Below are 22,975 nucleotides of genomic sequence, written 5' to 3'. Positions count from 1 at the left end.
ACGGCTTCATGTACTCCCTCATCGTCTTCCTTCCCCTCATCGGCTTCCTGATCGCCGGCGCCATCGCGCTGTTCGGTGCTTCGGCCACCGTTCCGGCCCCGGTCGGCGGCGGCCACGGCCATGACCATCACGCCCATGATCATCACGCCCATGACGACCACGGCCACGACGACGCGCACGGTCACGACGACCACCACGCCGCCGAACCCGCGGCGCCCGGGTCCCGGATCTCGGAACTGGTCACCACCGGCCTGATGTTCGTTTCGGCCTTCCTGTCGTGGATCTCCTTCATCAGCGTCGGCTTCGGCGAGGCCGAGACGCTCCGCGTGCCGGTGCTGGAATGGATGACCTCCGGCGCCCTGGTGGTCGATTGGTCCTTCCGGATCGACACCCTGACGGCGATGATGCTGGTGGTGGTGACGACGGTGTCCTCGCTCGTCCACCTCTACTCCATCGGCTACATGCACGAGGACCCGGACCGGCCGCGGTTCTTCGGCTACCTCTCGCTTTTCACCTTCGCCATGCTGATGCTGGTGACGAGCGACAACCTCGTCCAGATGTTCTTCGGCTGGGAGGGTGTCGGCCTCGCCTCCTACCTCCTGATCGGCTTCTGGTACAAGAAGCCGTCGGCCGTGGCGGCCGCCATCAAGGCCTTCGTCGTCAACCGCGTGGGCGACTTCGGCTTCGCCCTCGGCATCTTCGGCGTCTTCGTGATGTTCGGGTCGATCTCCTTCGACGCGATCTTCGCCAACACCGAGGCAGTGGCCGGCAAGACCATGGTCTTCCTCGGCCACGAATTCGACGCCATGACGGTGATCTGCCTGCTGCTCTTCATGGGCGCGATGGGCAAGTCCGCCCAGTTCCTGCTGCACACCTGGCTGCCGGACGCGATGGAGGGCCCGACGCCGGTCTCCGCGCTGATCCACGCGGCCACCATGGTGACCGCCGGCGTGTTCATGGTCGCCCGCCTGTCGCCGCTGTTTGAGCTCAGTCACACCGCGCTCACGGTCGTGACCCTTGTCGGCGCGACGACGGCCTTCTTCGCCGCGACGGTCGGCCTCGTCCAGAACGACATCAAGCGCGTGATCGCCTATTCGACCTGCTCGCAGCTCGGCTACATGTTCGTCGCGCTCGGCGTCGGCGCCTATGGCGCGGGCGTGTTCCACCTCTTCACGCACGCCTTCTTCAAGGCTCTGCTCTTCCTCGGCGCCGGCTCGGTGATCCATGCCATGCACCACGAGCAGGACATGCGGAACATGGGCGGCCTGCGCAAGAAGATCCCCGTCACCTTCTGGGTGATGGTGATCGGCACGCTCGCCATCACCGGCGTCGGCATCCCGCTCACCCACATCGGCTTTGCCGGCTTCCTTTCCAAGGACGCCATCATCGAGGCGGCCTACGCCGGCCACAACGCCTTCTCCGGCTACGCCTTCGGCCTGACGGTGCTGGCCGCGGCCTTCACGTCCTTCTACTCCTGGCGCCTGATCTTCCTCACCTTCTTCGGTGAGACCCGGGCCGACCATCACACCTTCGACCACGCGCACGAAAGCCCGCGCGTGATGCTGGTGCCGCTCGCGGTGCTGTCGGTCGGCGCTGTGCTGGCCGGCATGGTCTTCTACGACGCCTTCGTCGGCGAGGCGCAGGCCGAGTTCTGGAAGGGATCCGTCTTTTACGGCGCCGAGAACCACATCCTGCACGCCATGCACGAGGTGCCGGCCTGGGTGAAGGCGTCGCCCTTCTTCGCCATGCTGGCCGGCCTCGGCGTCGCCTACTGGTTCTACATCGCCAATCCGGAGATGCCGAAGCAGTTGGCTGCCCGGCACGATGCGCTCTACGCCTTCCTGCTCAACAAGTGGTACTTCGACGAGCTCTACGACATCCTGTTCGTCCGCTCGGCGAAGGCCATCGGGCGCTTCCTCTGGAAGACCGGCGACGGCACCGTCATCGACGGGCTCGGCCCGAACGGCATCGCCGCACGGGTCCAGGACGTCTCCGCCCGCGTCGTCCGACTGCAGACCGGCTACGTCTACCACTACGCTTTCGCCATGCTGATCGGCGTCGCCGCCCTGATCACCTGGGCCATGTTCGGGGGAACCCACTGATGAGCGGACTTCCGCTTCTCTCGCTCACCACGTTCCTGCCGCTGGCCGGCGTCCTCTTCATTTTGATGGTGAAGGCGCAGGACGCCGTGGCGCTGGAAAACATCCGCCGCGTGGCGCTGCTCACCACGGTGGTGACCTTCCTCGTCTCGCTGCTGATCTGGGCCAACTACGACCCGGCCAACCCCGGCTTCCAGATGGTCGAGGAAAGCGCGTGGATGGGCAGCTTCTTCGCCTACCGGATGGGCGTCGACGGCATCTCCATCCTCTTCGTGCTGCTCACCACTTTCCTGATGCCCTTCTGCATCCTGGCGAGTTGGCATTCGATCGAGCATCGCGTGAAGGAGTACATGATCGCCTTCCTGGTGCTGGAGACGCTGATGATCGGCGTGTTCTGCGCGCTCGACATCGTGCTCTTCTACGTCTTCTTCGAAGGCGGCCTGATCCCGATGTTCCTCATCATCGGCGTCTGGGGCGGCAAGCGGCGCGTCTACGCGTCCTACAAGTTCTTCCTCTACACGCTGCTCGGCTCGGTGCTGATGCTGCTGGCGATCATGGCCATGTACTGGGCGGCCGGCACCACCGACATCACCAAGCTGCTGGAGTACAACTTCCCGGCCTCCATGCAGACCTGGCTCTGGCTCGCCTTCTTCGCCTCCTTCGCGGTGAAGATGCCGATGTGGCCGGTGCACACCTGGCTCCCCGATGCCCACGTCGAGGCGCCGACCGCCGGTTCGGTGATCCTCGCCGGCATCCTCCTGAAGATGGGCGGTTACGGCTTCCTGCGCTTCTCCGTCCCGATGTTCCCGCTGGCGAGCGCCGACTTCGCCCCCTTCGTCTTCACGCTCTCGGTGGTCGCGATCATCTACACGTCGCTGGTCGCCCTGATGCAGGAGGACATCAAGAAGCTGATCGCCTACTCCTCCGTGGCCCACATGGGCTACGTGACGATGGGCATCTTCACGATGAACCAGCAGGGCATCCAGGGCGCGATCTTCCAGATGTTCAGCCACGGCATCGTCTCCGGCGCGCTCTTCCTCTGCGTCGGCGTGATCTACGACCGGATGCACACGCGTGACATCGACGCCTATGGCGGGCTGGTCAACCGGATGCCGCTCTACGCCTTCGCCTTCCTGGTGTTCACGATGGCGAACGTGGGCCTGCCCGGCACATCCGGCTTCGTCGGCGAGTTCCTGACCCTGGTCGGCATCTTCCAGGTCAGCACCTGGGTCGCCTTCTTCGCCACCACCGGCGTGATCCTGTCGGCCGCCTACGCGCTCTGGCTGTTCCGCCGGGTGGTGTGGGGCGCGCTCACCAAGCCGTCGCTGAAGTCGATCATGGACCTCGACCGGCGCGAGGTGGTGATCCTCGCTCCGCTCGTCATCCTGACGATCTGGTTCGGCGTCTATCCCGTGACGGTGCTCGACGCGACCGCCGCCTCGGTGGACCTCCTCGTCAAGAACTATCAGGCCGCGATCGAAGCGGCGTCCCAGACTGCGGCGCTCGTCGAGCCGTCCGCTCTCCTTCGCTGAGGCCACAGGATCATGGTGGAGCTTCCCCTTTTCTCCCTCGCGACGCCGGAGATCGTCCTGGCGGCCGGAGCCATGGTGCTCCTGATGCTCGGCGCCTTCATGGGCGCCGGCGCGGCGCGGCTCGTCTCGAGCCTCTCGGTCCTGCTGCTCGTGGTCGTGCTCTTCATCGTGATCGGCATGGACAGCGAGGGCGTCGGCTTCGGCGGGGCCTTCGTGGTCGACGGCTTCGCCCGCTTCCTGAAGGTGCTCGCGCTGATCGGCTCGGCGCTCGCCATCGTCATGTCAGTCGGCTTCGTCCGACGCGAGAAGTTCGAGACCTTCGAGTACCCGGTGCTGATCGTCATCGCGACGCTCGGCATGCTGCTGATGATCTCGGCCAACGATCTCCTCTCCGTCTATCTCGGCCTGGAACTCCAGTCGCTTGCCGCCTACGTGGTCGCCGCCATCCACCGCGATGACGCCCGCTCCTCGGAGGCGGGCCTCAAGTACTTCGTGCTCGGCGCGCTGTCGTCCGGCATGCTGCTCTACGGCGCTTCGCTGACCTACGGCTTTACCGGGCACACGGAGTTCGGCGCCATCGCTGCGGCGCTCGGCGCCGAGGGCGGCGCGTCGGTCGGCCTCATCTTCGGCCTCGTCTTCCTGCTCGCCGGCATCGCCTTCAAGGTGTCCGCCGTGCCGTTTCACATGTGGACGCCCGACGTCTACGAGGGTGCGCCGACGCCGGTCACGGCCTTCTTCGCCGCCGCTCCCAAGGTGGCCGCCATGGCCGTGTTCGTCCGCGTCGTGATCGAGGCTTTCGCGCCCGTCACCGGCGACTGGCAGCAGATCGTCACCTTCATGGCGATCGCCTCCATGGTGCTCGGCTCCTTCGCCGCCATCGGCCAGCGCAACATCAAGCGCCTGATGGCCTACTCCTCGATCGGCCACATGGGCTACGCCCTGGTCGGTCTCGCCGCCGGCACCGAGACCGGCGTGCAGGGCGTGCTGATCTACCTCGCCACCTACGTCGCGATGACCGCGGGCGCCTTCGCCTGCATCCTGGCCATGCGTCGCAACGGCGTCATGACCGAGGACGTCTATGAACTGGCCGGCCTGTCGCGCACCAACCTGCCGATGGCCTTCTTTCTGGCCATGATCATGTTCTCGCTGGCCGGCATTCCGCCCTTCGCGGGCTTCTTCGCCAAGTACTTCGTCTTCGTCGCCGCCATCGAGCAGGGCCTCGTGGTTCTGGCCGTGATCGGCGTTCTGTCGAGCGTCGTCGGCGCCTACTACTACCTGCGCATCATCAAGGTGATGTTCTTCGACGAGCCCGCGCCCGCCTTCGAGCGGACGCCTGTGGAACTCAGCGCCGTCTACTGGGGCGCCGGGCTCTTCACGATCCTGTTCGTGCTCGTCTCCGGCCCGCTCGGCAATGCCGCCGCGGCGGCCGCCAAGACCTTGTTCTGACCGTCGATGGCGGCGGGCCCGATCGTTCCACCGGGATACCGGGTCACGGTCCTGGACGAGGTCGGGTCCACCAACGCCGTCGCTTTCGAACGGGCCGAGGCCGGCGAACCGGCAGGTCTGTGGATCGTCGGCCGCCGGCAGACCGCCGGGCGCGGGCGCCAGGGCAGGGCCTGGGTCTCGGAAACCGGCAATCTCTATTCGTCCCTCCTGCTCCGCGACCCCGTCGCACCAGAGCGCCTCGGCGAACTGCCGCTCGTGATCGCCGTCTCAGTTCACGACGCTGTTGCCGACGTCCTGCCGCCGCCCGCCCGCGCGGGCCTGCAGATCAAATGGCCGAACGACGTCCTCTACGAAGGCTCCAAGATCGCAGGCATCCTGATCGAGGGTGCGGTTTCGCGCCAGGGCAGGGTGGTCGTCGTCGGCATCGGCATCAACTGTCGCCACCATCCGGATCCCGCCGCCTACACCGCTACCAACCTGGCCGCCCTCGGCTATCCGACCGAGCCGGACATCCTGTTCGAGCGGCTCGCGGCCCGTGTGGCAACACGCCTGGAGCAGTGGCGCGACAGCCCTTTCGCGGTCCTGCGGGAGGCCTGGATCGCCCGTGCGCGCGGAATCGGCGAGTCGATCACCGTCCGCCTGCCGAACCGGACGGTGCACGGGCGATTCGAGACCCTCGACGAAGCCGGCCGCCTCGTCCTGCGCCTTGACGACGGCCGTCGCGAGACCATCTCAGCCGGCGACGTCTTCTTCGGATAGGAGGGTGCCATGGCCGGCCTGCTCGTCACCGGGTTCGACGCCTTCGCCGGCCTGCCGTTCAACCCCTCGGAGGCGATCGTCCGCCGCCTCGCCTCCGATCCACCGCCCGGTCTTTCCGAGGCGCTTCTCCTGCCGACCTCGTATGACGAGGCTTCCGACAAGGTGCGCGCCGGGCTCGAACGGGTCCGGCCGGACGGCGTTTTGATGTTCGGCCTCGCCCGGGCGACCGCCGGTCTGCGGCTGGAACGCTACGCCCACAACCGCATCGAGGCGTCGATCGCCGACAACAGCGGCGTTGTCGGGAAAGGGCGCACGATCGTCACCGGCGGTCCGGCCGCCCTGGAGACGACGACAGATCTCGCCGCCGTCCTGGCCGGCGTCACAGAGGCAGGGCTGCGCGCTTTCGTGTCGCTGGATGCCGGCGGCTATGTCTGCAACCACGTCTACTACACGGTCCTGCACTGGCTGGCGGAGAACCGGCCGGGGACGCCAGCGCTTTTCGTCCATGTTCCCTGGGTTCACGAGCCCGCCACTGCCGAGGACTTCCAGGTAAGGCCCGTCGATCTTCACGAGCGCGCCGCCCGGTTGGTCGTCGCCCTGGTCCAGGCAGGCGCTCCGGCCTCGTGACGTGGGAAATTGGCGGATGTGAACTCTGCATGCCGCCGGATTGGTTGCGGCGGGGCGGGAAGACCGCTAGGTCTTGCGCAACGGTATGGATGAAGCTGATGCACGCGGATGGAACAGGCGTTCCTGCTGCATCCGGCTTCCGTGTGACGTGGTCAGGAGTGACGTGTTGAGAAAGCCTGCGGCAAGCACCGGTGACGAGTTCGTGTTCCTGCCTCTGGGCGGTGTGGGCGAGATCGGAATGAACCTCGCCCTTTACGGGATCGGCCCGGAGGATGATCGCAAATGGCTCATGGTCGACTGCGGCGTCTCGTTCGCCGGCCCTGAGTTGCCGGGCGTCGACCTGATCCTTCCCGACATACGCTTCGTGGAGGAGGAGCGCGCCAACCTGGTCGGCATCCTCATCACCCATGCCCACGAGGACCACTACGGCGCCCTCTACGATCTCTGGCCGCGGCTGGAGGTTCCGGTCTACATGACCCCCTTCGCCGCCGCACTGCACGCCGCCAAGCGCGAGATGGAACCCGGCGCGCCGCGGATCCCCACCACCGTCCTGCAGCAGGGTGAGCGGCGTTCGATTGGCCCGTTCGACATCGAGTTGATCGCGGTTTCCCATTCGCTGCCCGAACCGAACGCGGTGCTCTTCCGCACGCCGAAGGGCAACGTCCTCCACACCGGCGACTGGAAGATCGATCTCGCCCCGCAGGTCGGCCAGCCCATCGACATGGACCGCCTCGCCGCGATCGGACGCGAAGGCGTGGACGTGATGATCTGCGACTCCACCAACGCCGTTCGCGAAGGGCGCAGCCCCTCGGAGGCCGATGTTGCGGCCGGCATGGAGGAGGTCATTCGGAACGCGAAGAAGCGCGTCGCGGTCACGATCTTCGCATCCAACGTGGCGCGAATCCGGTCCGTCGCGCGCGCCGCGGAGAAGACCGACCGCGAGGTGGTGATCCTCGGCCGCGCGATCCGCCGCGTGGTCGACGTGGCTGGCGAACTCGGGATGCTGGACGGCCTGCCGCCGTTCCGCGACGAGGAGGCCTATGGCTACCTGCCTCCGGACAAGGTCGTCGCGCTGGTCACCGGAAGCCAGGGCGAACCGCGCGCCGCCCTCGCGAAGATCGCCTTCGACGACCATCGCTCCGTCGCGCTCTCCGCCGGCGATACGGTGGTCTTCTCCTCCCGCACCATCCCCGGCAACGAGAAGGCCGTCGGAGCCATCCAGAACGCGCTGGTGACGCACGGCGTCAAGATCGTCACCGACCGCGACGCCATGATCCACACTTCGGGGCACCCCCGGCGCGACGAATTGGCAGAGCTCTACAAGCTGATTTCGCCGAAGGTCGCAATTCCCGTCCACGGCGAGCCGGTCCATCTTGCAGCGCACGCGGAACTCGCCCGATCGGTGGGTGTGCCGAAGGTGGTGATGGCGAAGAACGGCGCGTTGGTGAGGCTGTTGCCGGGCCCGGCGGAAGTCGTCGACCACGCCCCGCACGGCATCCTGGTCAAGGACGGCTCGCTGATCCGCGAGCCGGAAGTGTCGGGCGTGATCGAGCGGCGCAAGGTGTCCTTCGCAGGCGCCGTCGCGATTACGGTCGTGCTGGATGGACGCGGTGAGCTTGTCGGCGACTTCGCCGTCTCGCTCTTCGGCCTGCCCACCACGGACGACCGCGGCGAAGCCTTCCGGGATGCGGTCGGCGGCGTCGTGGAAGGCACGGTGGAGTCGATCCCGCGCCAGCGTCGCCGGGACGATGAACTGGTGGCCGAGGCGATCCGCCGGGCGGTCCGGTCGGCGGTCAATGAACGCTGGGGCAAGAAGCCGCTCTGCGACGTGACGGTGTTGAGGGTCTGACGGCGGGGACAAGCCTCGCCGCTTGAATGGCGAGGAGTGACGGATGATCGGTCGACTGAACCACGTGGCGATCGCGGTGCCCAACCTGGAAGCCGCGGCAGCCACCTACCGCGACACCCTCGGTGCGACGGTGCGGCCGCCACAGGCCGAGCCGGACCACGGCGTCACCGTCGTCTTCATCGATCTGCCGAACACGAAGATCGAGTTGCTGGAGCCCCTGGGCGAGAATTCGCCGATCAAGGCGTTCCTGGACAAGAATCCCTCGGGCGGCATCCACCACGTCTGCTACGAGGTGGACGACATCATCGCCGCGCGCGATCACCTGAAGGCGACCGGCGCCCGCGTCCTCGGCACCGGCGAACCGAAGATCGGCGCTCACGGCAAGCCGGTGCTGTTCCTGCATCCCAAGGACTTCAACGGCACGCTGGTCGAGCTGGAACAGGCCTGATCGGCGGTGGTGGCGGTGGCCCGGGTCCGCGTGGGCGGCACCCGGCGCCCGCACAAGCCCATTTCAATCCATCCGCCGCCGCTATAGAAGACGCCTCAGGATTGGGCAGGAGGAACGTCACCCGATGGAGGTCATCTCCACCATCGCCGAGCTGCGCGCCCGGCTCGATCCCGAACGCCGCGCGGGCCGCACCATCGGCTTCGTGCCGACGATGGGCTACCTGCACCAGGGCCACATCACGCTGGTCGACCGCGCCCGCGCGGACAACGACGTCGTGGTCACTTCCATCTTCGTGAACCCGCTCCAGTTCGCCCCCACCGAGGATCTCGACCGCTATCCGCGCGACCTGCCGCGGGACTGCCGCATGCTGATGGCCGCCGGATGCGACGTGGTCTTTGCCCCGGCGGTTTCCGAGATGTATCCCTCCCCGATGGAGACGATGGTCGACGTCACGTCGCTGTCCCACCTTCTCGAGGGCGAGCGCCGCCCAGGTCACTTCCGCGGCGTTGCGACGGTGGTGGCCAAGCTGTTCGGCATCGCCATGCCGTCCGCCGCCTATTTCGGCGAAAAGGACTACCAGCAGCTGCTCGTGATCAAGCGGATGGTCGCCGACCTCGCGATGCCGATCCGGATCGTCGGGGTGCCCACCGTCCGAGACCCGGACGGGGTGGCCTGCTCCTCCCGCAACGTGTTCCTGCGTGCCGACGAACGCGCCGCCGCGCCGATCCTCTCCCGCTCCCTGGCGATGGCCGAAGAGGCCGTGGCCGGCGGCCTGGTCGTTGGTCATGCCCTGGAGAAGAAGATCCGGGCCTTTATCGAGACCGAACCGCTGGCGGCGCCCGATCTCGTCGCCGTCCGCGATGCGGACACCCTTGCCGAGGTCGATTCCGCCCACCCGCCCAGGGCGCTCGTCGTCCTTCTCGCCGTCCGCTTCGGCCGGACCCGCCTCCTCGACCAGCGGGTCATTCCCGTCCCGCAGTCGTCCGGAAGGAACCCAGAATGAGTGCCCCCGTCCGCTCCCGCCGCACCACGGTGTCAGATATCCGTGCGCTGAAGGGCGTCCGCCCGATCGTGTCGCTGACGGCCTACACCGCGCCCATGGCGCAGTTCCTGGATCCGCACGTCGATTTCCTGCTCGTCGGCGACAGCCTCGGCATGGTGCTCTACGGCTTCGAGACGACGCTGCCGGTGACGCTGGACATCATGATCGCGCACGGGGCGGCCGTGGTCCGCGGGTCTCAGAAGGCGCTTGTTCTCGTCGACATGCCCTTCGGCTCCTATCAGGAAGGTCCGGAGCAGGCGTTCCGGTCGGCCTCGCGCGTTCTCAAGGAGACCGGCGCCAACGGCATCAAGCTGGAGGGCGGCGAGGAGATGGCGCCCACCGTGTCCTTCCTTTCCGAGCGGGGCATCCCCGTGCTCGGCCACGTCGGCCTGACGCCGCAGCTGGTCAACACCTTCGGCGGCTACAAGACCCAAGGTCGCGACGAGGCGCGCGCCACCAAGATCAAGGCGGATGCCAAGGCCATCGCCGACGCCGGCGCCTTCTCCATTGTTCTGGAAGGCACGATGGAACCGCTGGCCCGGGAGATCACCGAGCGTTCGCCTGTCCCGATCATCGGCATCGGCGCCTCGCCCCACTGCGACGGCCAGATCCTCGTTACCGAGGACATGCTGGGTCTGTTCAACGAGTTCATTCCGCGCCACGTCCGTCGCTTCGCCAACCTGGGCGAAGAGATCGGCAAGGCCGTCGGCGAATACGCGTCCGAGGTCAAGGCCCGCACGTTTCCCGGCATCGAGAACACGTTTCAGCCCAAGAAGACCTGATCGGGTGACGCGCGCCGGACGTAGACAGGCGTGAACGGCCCTCTTGAGGACAGACCCATGACCATCGCCGGCATCGGCATCGGCAGCGCCCTTGCGATCTACTTCATCCTGTGGTGGCTTTCCCTCTTCGTGGTGCTGCCCTGGGGTGTCCGGTCCCAGCACGAGACCGCCGAGGTCACGCCCGGCACCGACCCGGGTGCCCCGTCGATCCCGCTGATCGGCCGCAAGCTGATCGCCACCACGCTGATCGCCGCCGCGCTGTTCACTGGCTTTGCGATCGCCAAGCAGGCCGGCGTGACCCTCGACTTTATGCCGGGGCCGCGCCCGCACCACGAAGGAGGCTGAGCCTCCTCAGTCTCGCGCGTAGACGATCTGGCGGACGTCGATGTTGCCGGCGCGAAAGCCCGCCTCGCAGTAGTGCAGATAGTACTCCCACAGGCGTTTGAACCGGGTATCGAACCCGAGCGGCTCCAGGCTCGGCCAGGACTCCCAGAACCGGTCGCGCCAGAGCGCCAGGGTGCGCGCGTAGTCGCGACCGAAGACGGTCTCGGACTGCTTGGACAGCCCCGACGCGGCCGACACGCGGTCGAGCGCCGACGGGCAGGGCAGCATACCGCCCGGAAACACGTAGCGCTGGATGAAGTCCGGCGTCGCACGGTACTGCTCGAACAGCCGGTCCTGGATGGTGATCACCTGCACGCCGGCGGACCCGCCGGGCTTCAGGCGTTCGCGCAGCGTGTCGAAATAGACCGGCCAGTACTTCTCGCCCACCGCCTCGAACATTTCGATCGACGCGATACGGTCGTAGAGCCCGCGCTCGTCGCGGTAGTCCTGGAACCGGATGTCGACCTTTTCATTCAGCCCGGCCTCGAACATCCGCTTGCGGGCGAAGTCATACTGCTCCTGGCTGATCGTCAGACCCGTGACCTTGCAGCCGATCTCCTTGGCGGCGAACTCGGCGAACCCGCCCCAGCCGCAGCCGATTTCCAGCACGTGGTGGCCGTCGCTCATCCCGGTGCGTTCCGCAAGATGCCGGTACTTGCGGTTCTGAGCGGCAGGCAGGTCCTCGTCGCCGGTCGGGAACAGGCCCGACGAGTAGGTCATGGTGCTATCGAGCCACTGCGAATAGAACGCGTTGCCGAGGTCGTAGTGCGCCGAGATGTTGCGCTTGGCGCGCCGCTTGGTGTTGGCGTTCAGCCAATGGTGCAGTCTCAGCAACACGCGCACCAGAGGGCTGTGGCTGAGCTTGCCCTCCACCACGTCGTGGTTCACGCAGAACAGCTCCAGGAAGCTCGTCACGTCCGGGCTCGACCATTCGCCGGCCATGTAGCTCTCCGCCACGCCCATGTCGGCCGACATCAGGAGTCGCCGGATGAAGCGGTAGTCGTGCACAACCAGTTGCCCGTGCGGTCCTGGCTCCCGGCCCGGAATGCGGATCGAGCGCCCATCCGGCAGCGTCACGTCAAGCTGTCCGAAGTTCAGCGTGCTGACCAGCTGGAAGCTGCGCCGAACCATGGTCGGCAGCCCGCGCAGCAGCCGGTCCGCATTCGCGGCGGTCAACTCGACCGGATGTGAGATGGTAGCGGTCATGGCTAACGTCCGTCCCCTAGACCCCGGGAGGGTGCTTGCGCCATCGCCGCGGGCTTCGTTCTGCCCGTTTTTGTCGGCTTGACCCGAGGCTTGCCCCACGTCCCGATATTGAAGCATGACTTTTGCGGACAGGAAATGCCGGCCTCCATCGAGCTGATGCGATCGAGGATCGGCCCTGCCGAAGCGAAAAACGATCTACTCGGCGGCGTGGGCCGCCATGTCTGCGTGGCTGACGGGTGCCGGAGGCTGGCCACGGGAAAAGTAGGGCGCGCCCTTGAACCACAGCTTCAGCGCCTCCCAGTGGATGCCCGCCACGACCTTCACCGTATGCAGCGGCCTCCCCACGGCAATCCGTAGGATGGTCGCGCTCGTCAGCGGGGTCTCCTCGCCGACGAAGGTCGCCGCCAGCGTCGGCCCGTCCCGATCGGTCTCCAGGATCCGGATCCGGACGGCCCGACCGGGCGGAAGGACGCGGAAGTGGTACCGCTGCTCCATCGGCATGAACGGCGAAACGAAGAACACCTTGTTCCGCTCCTGCCGGATGCCGGCGGAGGTGACCTGCCCCTCCTCGACGGCCGCCACATAGGTGTGGCTCTCGCCAAAGGTGTTGCGCACCTCATAGATCAGTGCCGTCGGTCGGTCCTGACCATCGAGGCAGAAGTAGACCGAGATCGGATTGAACACGAAGCCGACGACTCGCGGATAGCAGAGCAGCAGCACCCGTTCTGGGCGCGGAACGCCGCCCTCCGCGCAGAGCGCGTCCACATAGGGGCGGAGGGGCTTTCCGTCCCGGCGTCCATGGTCGCTTTCGCGGAAGGAAAAGAGGTTGAACCGCCCGACAGAGAACAGACGTGACAGCCGGTCGGCGCCATCCAGCCGATCGAGATCGATCATCAGGTTGGCCACCTTGTAGACGAACCGGTGGCTCAACGGCTTGAGCCGAGCGTGCATCACCTCACCCCGGTAGAGCACCGCGGCTTCCGGCGGAGGCGATCCGTTTCCCGCAGACGTGGTTGGAAGGTGATTTTTCATTCGGCCGCCTCCACAAGCCGGCCGCTGACGGCTTGCGCGGGCTTGCGCCAGGGCACCACGCCCCCGAGCGCCTCGGCCACGTCGAGCCCGGAGGCAAGGCCGTCCTCGTGGAAGCCGTAACCGGTCCAAGCGCCACAATACCACGTGCGGTTCGTGCCCTGGATGGTCGGCAGCGCCTTCTGCGCGGCGATGGCAGCGCCGTCGAACTGCGGGTGGTCATATTCATACTGCCCGAAGACCAGATCCGCCCGCGGCGGGGTCGTCGGGTTGAGCGTCACGAAAAGCGGCTTGTCCTCGGGTATGTTCTGCAGGCGGTTCATCCAGTAGCTGACCGCCACCGGGCCGCGGGCGTCGTAGCCGTCGCGACGCAGGTAGTTCCACGACGACCACACCGACCGCCGGCGCGGCATCAGGTCGACATCCCGGTGCAGGTAGACCTGGTTCGGCAGATAGCGGACCGCCGAAAGAATGGAGCGCTCCTCCGCGGATGGATCGGTCAGCATGGCGAGCGACTGGTCGGTGTGGGAGGCCAGGACGACCTGGTCGAACAGGTCGACGTCGCCCGATGCCGTCCTTACCGTCACGTGGCTCGGATGGCGCTCCACCGCGACGACGGGATCGCCGAGGCGGACCCGGCCAGCGGCCTTCAGGGGCGCCAGCAGCCGGTCCACATACTCGCGGCTGCCGCGGCTGACCGTGCGCCACGTCGGGCGCTGGAAATGCACCAGGCGGTGGTTCTTGAAGAAGCGGATGAAGTTCTCGGCCGGAAAATCGAGCAGTTCAGCATCCGGCGTCGACCAGATGGCTGCGCCCATCGGCACCAGATAGTCCTCGATGAAGCAGCGGCCGTAGCGTCCCGCGGACAGATATTCACCAAGCGAAAGCCCGGCGAGGCGGCCGGCGTCGAGATCGGCGATGCAGCTGCGGTTGAATCTGAGGATTTCCTTCAGCATCCAGAGGAAGCGCGGGCTGGCGACATTCCGCTTTTGCGCGAACACCGTGCCCAGCGAGGAACCGGCCCACTCCGTCCGCCCGTTGCCGATCGACACGGCGAAACTCATGTCGCTGGCTTCGGTCTTCACGTCCAGATGTTGGAACAGCGCCACGAGGTTCGGGTAGTTCAGCTCGTTGTAGACGATAAAGCCTGTATCCACCGGGATGTGGATGCCGTCGTAGTCCACATCGACCGTCGCGGAGTGACCGCCTGCTCGGGGCCGCTTTTCGTAAAGCACCACGTCGTGACGGGAAGCGAGGGCCCAGGCGCAGGAGTTGCCGGAGATTCCGGAGCCGATGACGGCGATACGCATCAAGTGGTCCTTGTGGCGGGCTGTTGCGAGAATCGTCGATTGCATCCGGTCAGGCGACCGACTTCAGCGTCTCGAAGGCCCTGAGAGCGCGCTCGCGAGCTGAAGCGTGGTCGACGATCGGTTGCGGATAGGTACGAAGCAGGGTGGGGGTTTGGTTTCCGGTCTCGGATCGTGGCATTTCCCAGGGCCGATGCACGAACTCGTCAGGTACGCCATTCAGTTCTGGCACATAACGCCGGACGTAGGCACCGTCCGGATCGAATTTCTCGCCTTGGCTGATCGGATTGAAGACACGGAAGTAGGGAGCCGCGTCCGCTCCCGATCCGGCCACCCATTGCCAGCTCGCTGCGTTGTTCGCCGGGTCTGCATCCACCAGCGTGTCCCAGAACCAGGCCTCGCCGATCCGCCAGTCGATCAGGAGATGCTTGATCAGGAACGACGCCACGATCATCCGGACCCGGTTGTGGATAAATCCGGTCTGCCAGAGCTGGCGCATCCCGGCGTCGACGATCGGATAGCCCGTTCGCCCCTGTTGCCACGCCTTGAGGTCGGCCTGAACACTCTCCCGCCAGGGGAACTGGTCGAACCGGCTCTGGAAGTTCCGGGTCGCCAAGGCCTCGAAGTGGTGGGCGAGATAGTAGGAGAACTCGCGCCAGCCGAGTTCGGCCACGAACTTGTCGACCGGCGCGTCCGAAATGCCGTAGGCGGCCGCATAGCCTCGCACAGCCGAATGCACGCTGACGACGCTGATCTCCCCGAAGCGGAGATGCGGAGAAAGCATGGAGACTGCGCCGCTGGCCGGCACGTCGCGCTGCGCTGCGTATGTCTCCAGCCCATTCTCGAGGAAGCGTTCCAGTCTGGCCCGGGCGCCGGCTTCCCCGGGCGTCCAGGTGTCGTCCAGCCCGGTCGCCCAATCGGGATGCCGCGGCTGAAGACGCCAACCGTCCAGGTCGTCGCTGCTGATGTGTACGCCGCCGCGCAGGACGGGGACCGGCAGCGGCGAACGCAGCCCTCCCAGGGTATCCGACGCCGCGCGCCAGAAGGGCGTGAACACCTTGAAGTAATCGCCTGACTTGTTGCGAAGGTCCCAAGGCTCGATCAGGAGATGCCCGTTGAAGCTTCGAACATCCAGACCGGCCTGGGACAGACCCGCCTTGAGACCGGCGTCCAATTGGCATTCCGCGCGGCCATAGCGACGGTTCCAGACGATGGCGCCCGCGCCGCACTCGGCGACCACCCGCGGCAGCAGCTCTTCCGGGGCGCCTTTCCGCAGAACCAGCGGAACGCCTTGCCGCCGGAGGTCAGCAGACAAAGCAGACAGGCTTTCGTGCAGCCACCACCGGGACGCAGCCCCGAGCGGACGACGGCCAGTTCCCTCGTCCAGGATATAGAGGGCGATGACCGGGCGGCCGGTTGCCGCCGCAGCGGAAAGGGCGGGATTGTCGGCGAGGCGAAGGTCGTCGCGGAACCAGACGATTGCCGGCGCCCCCGCCGCAGACGACCCATCCATGTTCAAGTCCTCCCGGCTTTTCCGACGCGAACGGCGCATGCCGGATGCGCCGCCGTTCAAATCCGCTTACGACGGTAACCCGCTGCCGGATCAGCCACTGCAACGGATCAGCTTGCCGGTGACGCATTCGTGTTACGCCTTAACCGGATGTCGCTTTTCACCGTGCCGCCAGACGGCTGGGCACTTGCCGGGAAAGCCGCGCTCTGACCATAGTCTTATGGTGATTTGACTTATCCCGCGTGGGAGAGACCGGTTCGATCCGGCGCCGAAGGAGCAACCGCCCCGGAAACTCTCAGGCACCCGAACCGCGCGGGGATGGACTGCATCTGGAGAGAGGGCGCCGGCTGGCGCTCCGCCGACGGGATAACGATCTCAGGCGCAAGGGACAGATGGGGCGTTTCAGTGTCGACGACAGCCATTCTCCGGAGTGCTCGTGAGCATGAACGCCGCACCAGACGCCGATTTCGCGCACGATCCCGACATGGGTGAGATCGAAGCACCTGTCGCCTTTGCCGACCTGTTCAAGATCGGTATCGGCCCGTCGTCGTCTCACACCATCGGCCCGATGCGCGCAGCCAACGCCTTCCTCGCCTCCGTCGGTGATCGCTGGCCCGACGTCGCGAGGCTGACCGCGACCGCCTTCGGCTCGCTGGCCTGGACGGGCAAGGGCCACGCCACCGACAAGGCGATGATCCTCGGCCTAGCCGGTCTGCGTCCCGACAGTCTGGATCCCGACGAGGCGGAAGCCGTTCTGTCCAGGATCCGTGACGAGAAGCTGATCGCCGTCCCCGGCGGAAGGACCTTGCGCTTCAGCCCCGACGACGATGTGGTCTTCGACTGCGTGGTCACTTTCGACCGGCACCCGAACGCCATGCGGTTCCAGGCGCTGGATGACCAGGGACGGGTGCTGTCCTCTGAGGTCTGGTTCTCCGTAGGCGGCGGTTTCGTGGTGCGCGATGGCGAAGCAGGCGTCGACGGGGAGGCGGTCCCGGTGCCGCATCCCTATCGCACCTCCGACGAACTGCTGGCCGTTGCGGAAGCCGCGGGCCTCTCCATCGCCGAACTGACGCTCTCCAATGAGGCCGCACGCCATCCCCGCGAGCGCGTGCTGGCCGATATCGATCGCGTCGCCGACGCCATGTTCGCCTGCATCGCCCGCGGCCTCACCCAGGAGGGCGAGCTTGCGGGTGGCCTGAAGGTGAAGCGACGCGCGCGCAAGATCTTCGAACGGCTTGAGGAGAAGCGCCTCCAGAACGACCGCGCGCCGCACACCGTGATGGACTACGTATCGGTCTTCGCCATCGCCGTGAACGAGGAAAACGCTGCGGGTGGACGCGTCGTCACCGCGCCGACGAACGGGGCCGCCGGCGTAGTGCCGGCCGTGCTGCGCTATTACCGCGACTTCTGCTCCGGCGCAGATCAGGACGGCATTCGCACCTTCTTCCTGGCGGCGACCGCCGTCGGCGGCCTCATCAAGCGGAACGCATCCATCTCCGGTGCGGAAGTCGGCTGCCAGGGCGAGGTCGGATCGGCGGCCGCGATGGCCGCGGCGGGGCTCTGCGCGGCTTTGGGCGGGACCAATGCACAGGTGGAGAACGCCGCCGAGATCGCCATCGAGCACCATCTCGGGATGACCTGCGACCCCGTCGGCGGGCTGGTTCAGATCCCCTGCATCGAGCGGAACGCCTTCGGCGCGATCAAGGCCATCAACGCCGCCTCGCTGGCCCTGCACGGCGACGGCGAGCACATCGTGAGCCTCGACACGGTGATCGAGACGATGCGCCAGACCGGTCTCGACATGCAGTCCAAGTACAAGGAAACCAGCCTCGGCGGGCTGGCCGTCAACGTCACGGCCTGCTGACCGCCCTCAGGGCAGACGCGCGTCGCGGATGACGGGGACGTGCGGGCCGGCGCCGACATCCAGCTTGTTCAGCAGCCTCGCGTCGTCGAAAACCTCCACCGCGCGTGCGTAGGGCTTGAAGCCCATGCGCAGGTAGAAGGGCAGCGCCTGCGGGCTGTCGAAATGGCAGGTATGCAGCCAGAGCCGCTTGGTCTCCGGTCGCGACCACGCCATGCGGATCGCCTGGTCCATCAGCCATTTGCCGACGCCGCCACCGATCGCTTCGGGAACGAGGCCGAAGAAAGACACCTCCGGGTTCTCCGGATCGGCGTAGTCCATTTCCAGAACGCCCATGCGCCGCTCGTCTTTCAAGGGGGTGAAGGTCACCGTGCCCGGCTTGTGCAGCCGCTCCAGCAACTGGTCGTCGGACAGAAGCAGCCGCGATGTCCACAACCACTCGAAGCCGATCTCCACGTAGAGCCGCTTGAAATCGGCCACCGTCCAGCTTTCCACGACGGCGAGGTCGTAGCCGGCCGGCGCTGCTGCTTCCGGCCGCTGCGGCGGCGATGTCATCTCCACATAGGTGACGAGCGTCGCAAGCTTGCCTGGAAGCAGCGGGTGGTAGCCATCGGCAAGGGGTGCGTTCATGAACGGATCGGCCTTCTGAGAAATCCGCCTCCGTGATCCGACAATTCACGGCCCGGCGCAACCCGGGCCGGGTCGCGTGTTCGTGAACACCCGGCCTCAGATCTCCTCGCGGCGGTGCTTCTCACCCACCGGGACGAAGAACGGCGCGGGCAGGTCTTCCGAAAGCCGGGGGTCGAGTTCAAGCCGCTTCTGAAGTTCCGCCAGCATGATCTTGGTCATGCGCGGTAATTCCAGCTCATGGGTCTTCGCCAGCGAGACGAATCGTACATCCGAAAGCTCGTTGTCCGGCGGCACCGGCGATGTCGGGACATGAGCCACCGCGGTGTCCGCCCAGACCGCAAAGAAGCGGGCGTCGAACCGGCGCGGACGCTTCACCGGCGTGATCGCCCGGCCAACCAGCACCGGCGCGGAGAGATCCAGCCCGACACCCTGGTCCAGAAACGGCTGGAACTCGCCGGGCGGAGCCTTCGCGAACCCGCCACCCTTCACGCCCACCAGGTACCCGGTCTCCTCGGCCGTTTCGCGCAGTGCGGCGACAAGAAGCCCGCGCGCCCGCCGCAGCGACGGTTTCGGCCTCATTCGGTCGAGGAGACGCTCGCGCAAGCGCTCCGACAGATCAACGGCGGCGTGGACGAGGCCGTCCGTGGGATCGAGGCGACCGCCCGGAAAGACGTAGGCGCCCGGGTTGAAGGCGAGATCGTCCCGGCGCTTGCCCATCAGGACGTGGATGCCGGAGGGCGTCCGGTCGAGGATCAGCAGGGTGGCCGCGTCCCGGGGGACGAGGCGTTTCTTCTTGGGGGGGACGGAAGAGGACGCGACGTCAGCCGCCAAGCTTGTCTCCTGGAGAACCACGGTAGGTGCGATCGTCGTCGTCCGCGCCGTGCGGGTGGAAGCCGTGCATGTAGTTCGCCCACTGCATACCCACCACGCCGCCCTTGATCGGTTGCAGCAGCAGGAGCGTGAGGATCAGCGTGACGGGAACCCAGATCGAGATCTGCACCCAGTCGGGCGGCTGATAGGCCTGCTGGACCGACAGCACCAGCGGGATCACGATGTGGCCGACGATGATGATGGTAAGGTAGGGGGGCAGGTCGTCCGCCCGGTGTTCGCTGTAGCTCTCGCCGCAAGCCTCGCAGTGGTCGACCACCTTGAGATACCGGCCGAACAGCCGGCCTTTGCCGCAGTGCGGGCAGCGCCCCAGAAGACCGCGCTTGATCGCCGTCCAGGTGTCACGCTTCGGAAGGGTCTCCGTCCGAACGCGTTCGGGGGTCCATGTGTCGGCGGTCATCGCAAAGTCCTCTTCCTCATTCGCATAGCCTCGGCTGCCGTCGTCGGCCACGGGGCGAGACGTCGCGGGGCTGCGCGTTCGTCAATCTGCTCGAACCGGCTCCGGCGCGCGCGGTTCCAGCCAAGCGAGCGACGGAAAATCGTAGATCAGGCCGGTGCGCGTCTCCGCCGGATCGAGCGCCGCCACGATGTGGGGCGCGAGATCCTCCGGGGTCTGCAGCGTCAGCGGATCCTCGCCCGGCATGGCCTGCGCGCGCATCCGTGTCCGCAGCGGGCCGGGATTGACGAGGTTGGCCTTGATGCCGAACGTTTCGACCTCGTGTGCGTAGGTCCGCACGAGCGCTTCCAGCGCCGCTTTGGAGGCGGAGTAGGGCCCCCAGTAGGCGCGGCACTTGTGAGCGGCGCCGGACGACACGAATAGGGCACGCGGCGCCGCGGACTGGCGGAGCAGCGGATCGAGCGACCGGATCAGCCGCCAGTTGGCCGTGACGTTCACGGCGAACACCTCGTCCCATTTCTTCGGATCGATCACGTTGAGCGGAGACATCGGGCCGAGAATGCCTGCGTTGGCAAGCAACGCATCGACCCGGCCGTAGCGCTCGAACAAGGCGCCGCCGAGCCGGTCGATGGCTTCGCCGTCGGTCACGGACATCGGCACCAGCGTGGAGCTTCCGCCGACGGCCTGGATCTCGTCGTCCAGTTCGGTCAGCCCGCCTTCGGTCCGCGCGATCGCCACCACATGGCAACCCGCCTGAGCCAGGGCGAGGGCGGCGGCGCGGCCGATGCCGCGCGATGCCCCGGTGACGACGGCGATGCGCTTGTCCATGTCGAAGATCGAGGCTCCAGGAATGCAGGCCGCCGCCTTAGCGGGCGTCGGCCAGGAGGGTAAGCTGGCGGACGTTCCCGTCGCCACCGGACTGGTCGGTCAGCACGGTGGGATACTCGCCGGTGAAGCAGGCGTCGCAGTATTGCGGCAGCTCGTTGTGGCGCCGCGCTTCGCCGACCGCCCGGTAGAGCCCGTCGATCGACAGGAACGCCAGACTGTCGACGCCGATATAGGTCGCCATCTCGGCGATCGACATACGCGACGCGAGCAGCTTTCCCTTCTCCGGCGTATCGACGCCGTAGAAGCAACTGTCGCGCGTCGGCGGCGATGCGATGCGCATGTGCACCTCTGTCGCGCCGGCCTCGCGCATCATCTGCACGATCTTGACCGACGTGGTCCCGCGGACGATGGAATCGTCGACGAGAACGATCCGCTTGCCCTGGATCACGGTTCGGTTTGCGTTGTGCTTCAGCTTCACGCCCATGTGCCGGATCGAATCGGTGGGCTCGATGAACGTGCGTCCGACGTAGTGGTTGCGGATGATCCCGAAGTCGAACGGGATGCCTGCCGCCTCCGCGAAGCCGATCGCAGCCGGCGTGCCGGAATCCGGAACCGGAATGACGATGTCCGCTTCGACGCCGCTCTCTCGCGCCAACTCGGCGCCGATGCGCTTGCGCACCTGGTAGACCGACGTTCCGGAGAACACGGAGTCCGGCCGGGCGAAGTAGACGTATTCGAAGATGCAGAAGCGTGATGACGTGGCCTTGAACGGCTTCAGGCTCTCGATGCCGTCCTCCGTCACCACGACCATCTCGCCGGGCTCGATCTCACGCACGAACCGCGCGCCGATGATGTCGAGTGCGCAGGTCTCCGAGGCGAGCACGATCGCGCCTTCCAGGTCGCCCATGATCAGCGGCCGGATCCCGAGGGGATCGCGGCAACCGATCAGCTTCTTCTCGGAGACGGCGACCAGCGAATAGGCGCCTTCGACCCGCCTGAGCGCATCCACGATCCGGTCGACCAGCAGCGTCTCGCGACTGGTGGCGACGAGGTGGAGAATGGTCTCCGTGTCGGAGGTGGACTGGAAGATGGCGCCTCGTCGCTGCAGTTCCTTCTGCAGGGACAGTGCGTTGGTCAGGTTGCCGTTGTGTGCGATGGCAAAGCCGCCGCCCGACAGCTCGGCGAACAGCGGCTGGACGTTGCGGATACCGGAACCACCGGTCGTCGAATAGCGGGTATGGCCGATCGCCCGGTCGCCCGGAAGGCGTGCGATCACCGACGGCTTGGTGAAGTTGTCGCCCACCAGGCCGATGTGTCGCTCGGTGTAGAACTGCTTGCCGTCGAACGTGCAGATGCCGGCGGCTTCCTGTCCCCGGTGCTGCAGCGCGTGCAAGCCGAGGGCTGTCAGCGGTGCGGCGTTGATCGCTCCGAAAACGCCGAACACACCGCATTCCTCATGAAAGCGGTCGTCGTCACCCGCGGTGAACGGGTGAAGGGAGAAGTCTTCCATCAAGTTCGTCTCCGGGGGACGTCGTGACGCGCCGCGCCGACTTTCAGCTCGCCCCTATATAGTCGGACCGTGGCCCAATTTCGACCGCAGAATCACGGCGGTCAGCCATGCACCCGCGTCACTGCCGCGGCGGCTCGGTCGATTGGATCAACTGGTCCAGTCCGTCCCGCTCGGTGTTCTGGTAGGCAGGGTCGCCCTCGACAGCTCCGGAGTCCGATGGCGCCGCGTCTGGCGCTCCGTCCGGTGACTCCTCGCGGAGCGGGTTCTTGAATTGCTCGAGGATCTCTTTTTCCGGATCCTCCGGCAGTGCTGCCAGAAGACGTTCCCCGATCGCCTCCAGCACCGGCTTCGATTTCGCGCCGGAAACCCAACCCGGTTGCGCGTTCTCGTCCGGGATGAACCAGTTGAAGAACAACAGGCCGACCACGACGAGCAGCAGCCCGCGCGCCGCACCGAAGATGAAACCCACAGTGCGGTCCAGGGGGCCGATCCGGCTGTCGAGCACGAAATCGGAGATGCGCATGGTGATGAACGAGACCACCATCAGCGTGACCAGGAAGATGCCGCCCGCCGATGCCGCCATTGCGATCGTCTTCTGCGCGATATGCTGCTGAACATAGGGCAGCAGGTCGTCGTAGAAGGTGAAGGCGGCCACCGCCGCCGCGATCCAGGCGGCGATCGAGAGCACCTCCCGGACGAAGCCTCGGATCATGGCCAGGAGGGCCGAGATCAGCATGATCACGAGGAGGATCCCGTCCAGAATGGTGATCGGCATCGTCGGTCTTTCCTGGAGTCTTAAGAGCGGGAACCCTGCTGGTCGCCTGAGGCCGTGGCGTCTTGT

General features: G+C 66.4%; 21 protein-coding genes and 1 riboswitch. Of the genes, 11 read left to right on the top strand and 10 right to left on the bottom strand.

Annotation, left to right across the window (positions count from 1 at the left end; all coding sequences use genetic code 11):
- The first annotated feature begins 8 nt into the window (after positions 1-8).
- From nuoL to HZ321_RS08445, 10 genes are all read left to right on the top strand, one after another.
- Positions 9-2,102 (top strand): NADH-quinone oxidoreductase subunit L, encoded by a 2,094-nt coding sequence (gene nuoL / locus HZ321_RS08490; RefSeq protein WP_181701862.1) that lies wholly within the window; start codon positions 9-11, stop codon positions 2,100-2,102.
- The gene (locus HZ321_RS08485; protein WP_181701861.1) at positions 2,102-3,631 is read left to right on the top strand and encodes an NADH-quinone oxidoreductase subunit M; all 1,530 of its coding nucleotides are present in this window, start codon (positions 2,102-2,104) and stop codon (positions 3,629-3,631) included. The genes nuoL and HZ321_RS08485 overlap by 1 nt, the downstream gene beginning before the upstream one ends.
- Positions 3,632-3,643: 12 nt before the next feature.
- Positions 3,644-5,077, top strand: coding sequence for an NADH-quinone oxidoreductase subunit NuoN (nuoN, locus tag HZ321_RS08480; RefSeq protein ID WP_181701860.1), 1,434 nt, complete (start codon positions 3,644-3,646; stop codon positions 5,075-5,077).
- 6 nt (positions 5,078-5,083) lie between these two features.
- Entirely contained in the window at positions 5,084-5,836 is a 753-nt protein-coding gene (locus HZ321_RS08475) for a biotin--[acetyl-CoA-carboxylase] ligase (protein ID WP_181701859.1), read from the top strand.
- A 9-nt stretch (positions 5,837-5,845) separates the two neighbouring features.
- Entirely contained in the window at positions 5,846-6,463 is a 618-nt protein-coding gene (locus HZ321_RS08470) for a pyroglutamyl-peptidase I (protein ID WP_181701858.1), read from the top strand.
- A gap of 238 nt (positions 6,464-6,701) precedes the next feature.
- Positions 6,702-8,312: a ribonuclease J gene (locus HZ321_RS08465; protein ID WP_244635753.1), complete on the top strand. Its 1,611-nt coding sequence runs from the start codon at positions 6,702-6,704 to the stop codon at positions 8,310-8,312.
- Between the two features lie 43 nt (positions 8,313-8,355).
- The gene (gene mce, locus HZ321_RS08460; RefSeq protein WP_181701856.1) at positions 8,356-8,760 is read left to right on the top strand and encodes a methylmalonyl-CoA epimerase; all 405 of its coding nucleotides are present in this window, start codon (positions 8,356-8,358) and stop codon (positions 8,758-8,760) included.
- A gap of 124 nt (positions 8,761-8,884) precedes the next feature.
- Positions 8,885-9,763 (top strand): pantoate--beta-alanine ligase, encoded by an 879-nt coding sequence (panC, locus tag HZ321_RS08455; RefSeq protein WP_181701855.1) that lies wholly within the window; start codon positions 8,885-8,887, stop codon positions 9,761-9,763.
- The gene (gene panB / locus HZ321_RS08450; RefSeq protein WP_181701854.1) at positions 9,760-10,584 is read left to right on the top strand and encodes a 3-methyl-2-oxobutanoate hydroxymethyltransferase; all 825 of its coding nucleotides are present in this window, start codon (positions 9,760-9,762) and stop codon (positions 10,582-10,584) included. Before panC ends, panB begins: the two co-directional genes overlap by 4 nt.
- A gap of 57 nt (positions 10,585-10,641) precedes the next feature.
- On the top strand, positions 10,642-10,929 hold the full coding sequence (locus HZ321_RS08445; protein ID WP_181701853.1) for a DUF1467 family protein: 288 nt from the start codon (positions 10,642-10,644) through the stop codon (positions 10,927-10,929).
- Between the two features lie 6 nt (positions 10,930-10,935).
- On the opposite strand, the gene HZ321_RS08440 is transcribed toward HZ321_RS08445, so the two are convergent.
- From HZ321_RS08440 to HZ321_RS08425, 4 genes are all read right to left on the bottom strand, one after another.
- Positions 10,936-12,174 (bottom strand): SAM-dependent methyltransferase, encoded by a 1,239-nt coding sequence (locus HZ321_RS08440; protein ID WP_181701852.1) that lies wholly within the window; start codon positions 12,172-12,174, stop codon positions 10,936-10,938.
- A gap of 195 nt (positions 12,175-12,369) precedes the next feature.
- The gene (locus tag HZ321_RS08435; RefSeq protein WP_181701851.1) at positions 12,370-13,206 is read right to left on the bottom strand and encodes a DUF1365 domain-containing protein; all 837 of its coding nucleotides are present in this window, start codon (positions 13,204-13,206) and stop codon (positions 12,370-12,372) included.
- A complete protein-coding gene (locus tag HZ321_RS08430; RefSeq protein ID WP_181701850.1) occupies positions 13,203-14,513 on the bottom strand; it encodes an NAD(P)/FAD-dependent oxidoreductase in 1,311 nt (436 codons plus the stop codon). The genes HZ321_RS08435 and HZ321_RS08430 overlap by 4 nt, the downstream gene beginning before the upstream one ends.
- 49 nt (positions 14,514-14,562) lie before the next feature.
- Complete coding sequence (locus HZ321_RS08425) at positions 14,563-16,023, bottom strand: cryptochrome/photolyase family protein (protein WP_206682756.1); 1,461 nt, start codon at positions 16,021-16,023, stop codon at positions 14,563-14,565.
- A 230-nt stretch (positions 16,024-16,253) separates the two neighbouring features.
- A riboswitch (glycine riboswitch) is annotated at positions 16,254-16,341 on the top strand.
- A 163-nt stretch (positions 16,342-16,504) separates the two neighbouring features.
- Here HZ321_RS08425 and HZ321_RS08420 point away from each other — a divergent pair.
- Positions 16,505-17,884: an L-serine ammonia-lyase gene (locus HZ321_RS08420; RefSeq protein ID WP_181702184.1), complete on the top strand. Its 1,380-nt coding sequence runs from the start codon at positions 16,505-16,507 to the stop codon at positions 17,882-17,884.
- A 6-nt stretch (positions 17,885-17,890) separates the two neighbouring features.
- Here HZ321_RS08420 and HZ321_RS08415 read toward each other — a convergent pair whose 3' ends face one another.
- From HZ321_RS08415 to HZ321_RS08390, 6 genes are all read right to left on the bottom strand, one after another.
- On the bottom strand, positions 17,891-18,511 hold the full coding sequence (locus HZ321_RS08415) for a GNAT family N-acetyltransferase (RefSeq protein ID WP_181701848.1): 621 nt from the start codon (positions 18,509-18,511) through the stop codon (positions 17,891-17,893).
- A gap of 96 nt (positions 18,512-18,607) precedes the next feature.
- Positions 18,608-19,342 carry an NUDIX hydrolase gene (locus HZ321_RS08410; protein WP_181701847.1) on the bottom strand — a complete coding sequence of 245 codons (735 nt, stop codon included), beginning with the start codon at positions 19,340-19,342 and terminating at the stop codon, positions 18,608-18,610.
- Positions 19,332-19,799 carry a DUF983 domain-containing protein gene (locus HZ321_RS08405; protein ID WP_181701846.1) on the bottom strand — a complete coding sequence of 156 codons (468 nt, stop codon included), beginning with the start codon at positions 19,797-19,799 and terminating at the stop codon, positions 19,332-19,334. The genes HZ321_RS08410 and HZ321_RS08405 overlap by 11 nt, the downstream gene beginning before the upstream one ends.
- An 81-nt stretch (positions 19,800-19,880) precedes the next feature.
- Complete coding sequence (locus HZ321_RS08400) at positions 19,881-20,624, bottom strand: SDR family NAD(P)-dependent oxidoreductase (protein ID WP_181701845.1); 744 nt, start codon at positions 20,622-20,624, stop codon at positions 19,881-19,883.
- A 37-nt stretch (positions 20,625-20,661) separates the two neighbouring features.
- A complete protein-coding gene (purF, locus tag HZ321_RS08395) occupies positions 20,662-22,134 on the bottom strand; it encodes an amidophosphoribosyltransferase (RefSeq protein ID WP_181701844.1) in 1,473 nt (490 codons plus the stop codon).
- A gap of 118 nt (positions 22,135-22,252) precedes the next feature.
- Positions 22,253-22,909 (bottom strand): CvpA family protein, encoded by a 657-nt coding sequence (locus HZ321_RS08390; protein WP_181701843.1) that lies wholly within the window; start codon positions 22,907-22,909, stop codon positions 22,253-22,255.
- Positions 22,910-22,975: the final 66 nt, after the last annotated feature.

Origin of the sequence: Chthonobacter albigriseus (assembly GCF_013839445.1) — a bacterium.
Taxonomy (GTDB): Bacteria; Pseudomonadota; Alphaproteobacteria; order Rhizobiales; family Pleomorphomonadaceae; genus Chthonobacter; species Chthonobacter albigriseus.
Note: the sequence above shows the minus strand (reverse complement) of the source record. Positions and strands in the feature narration are given on the sequence as shown.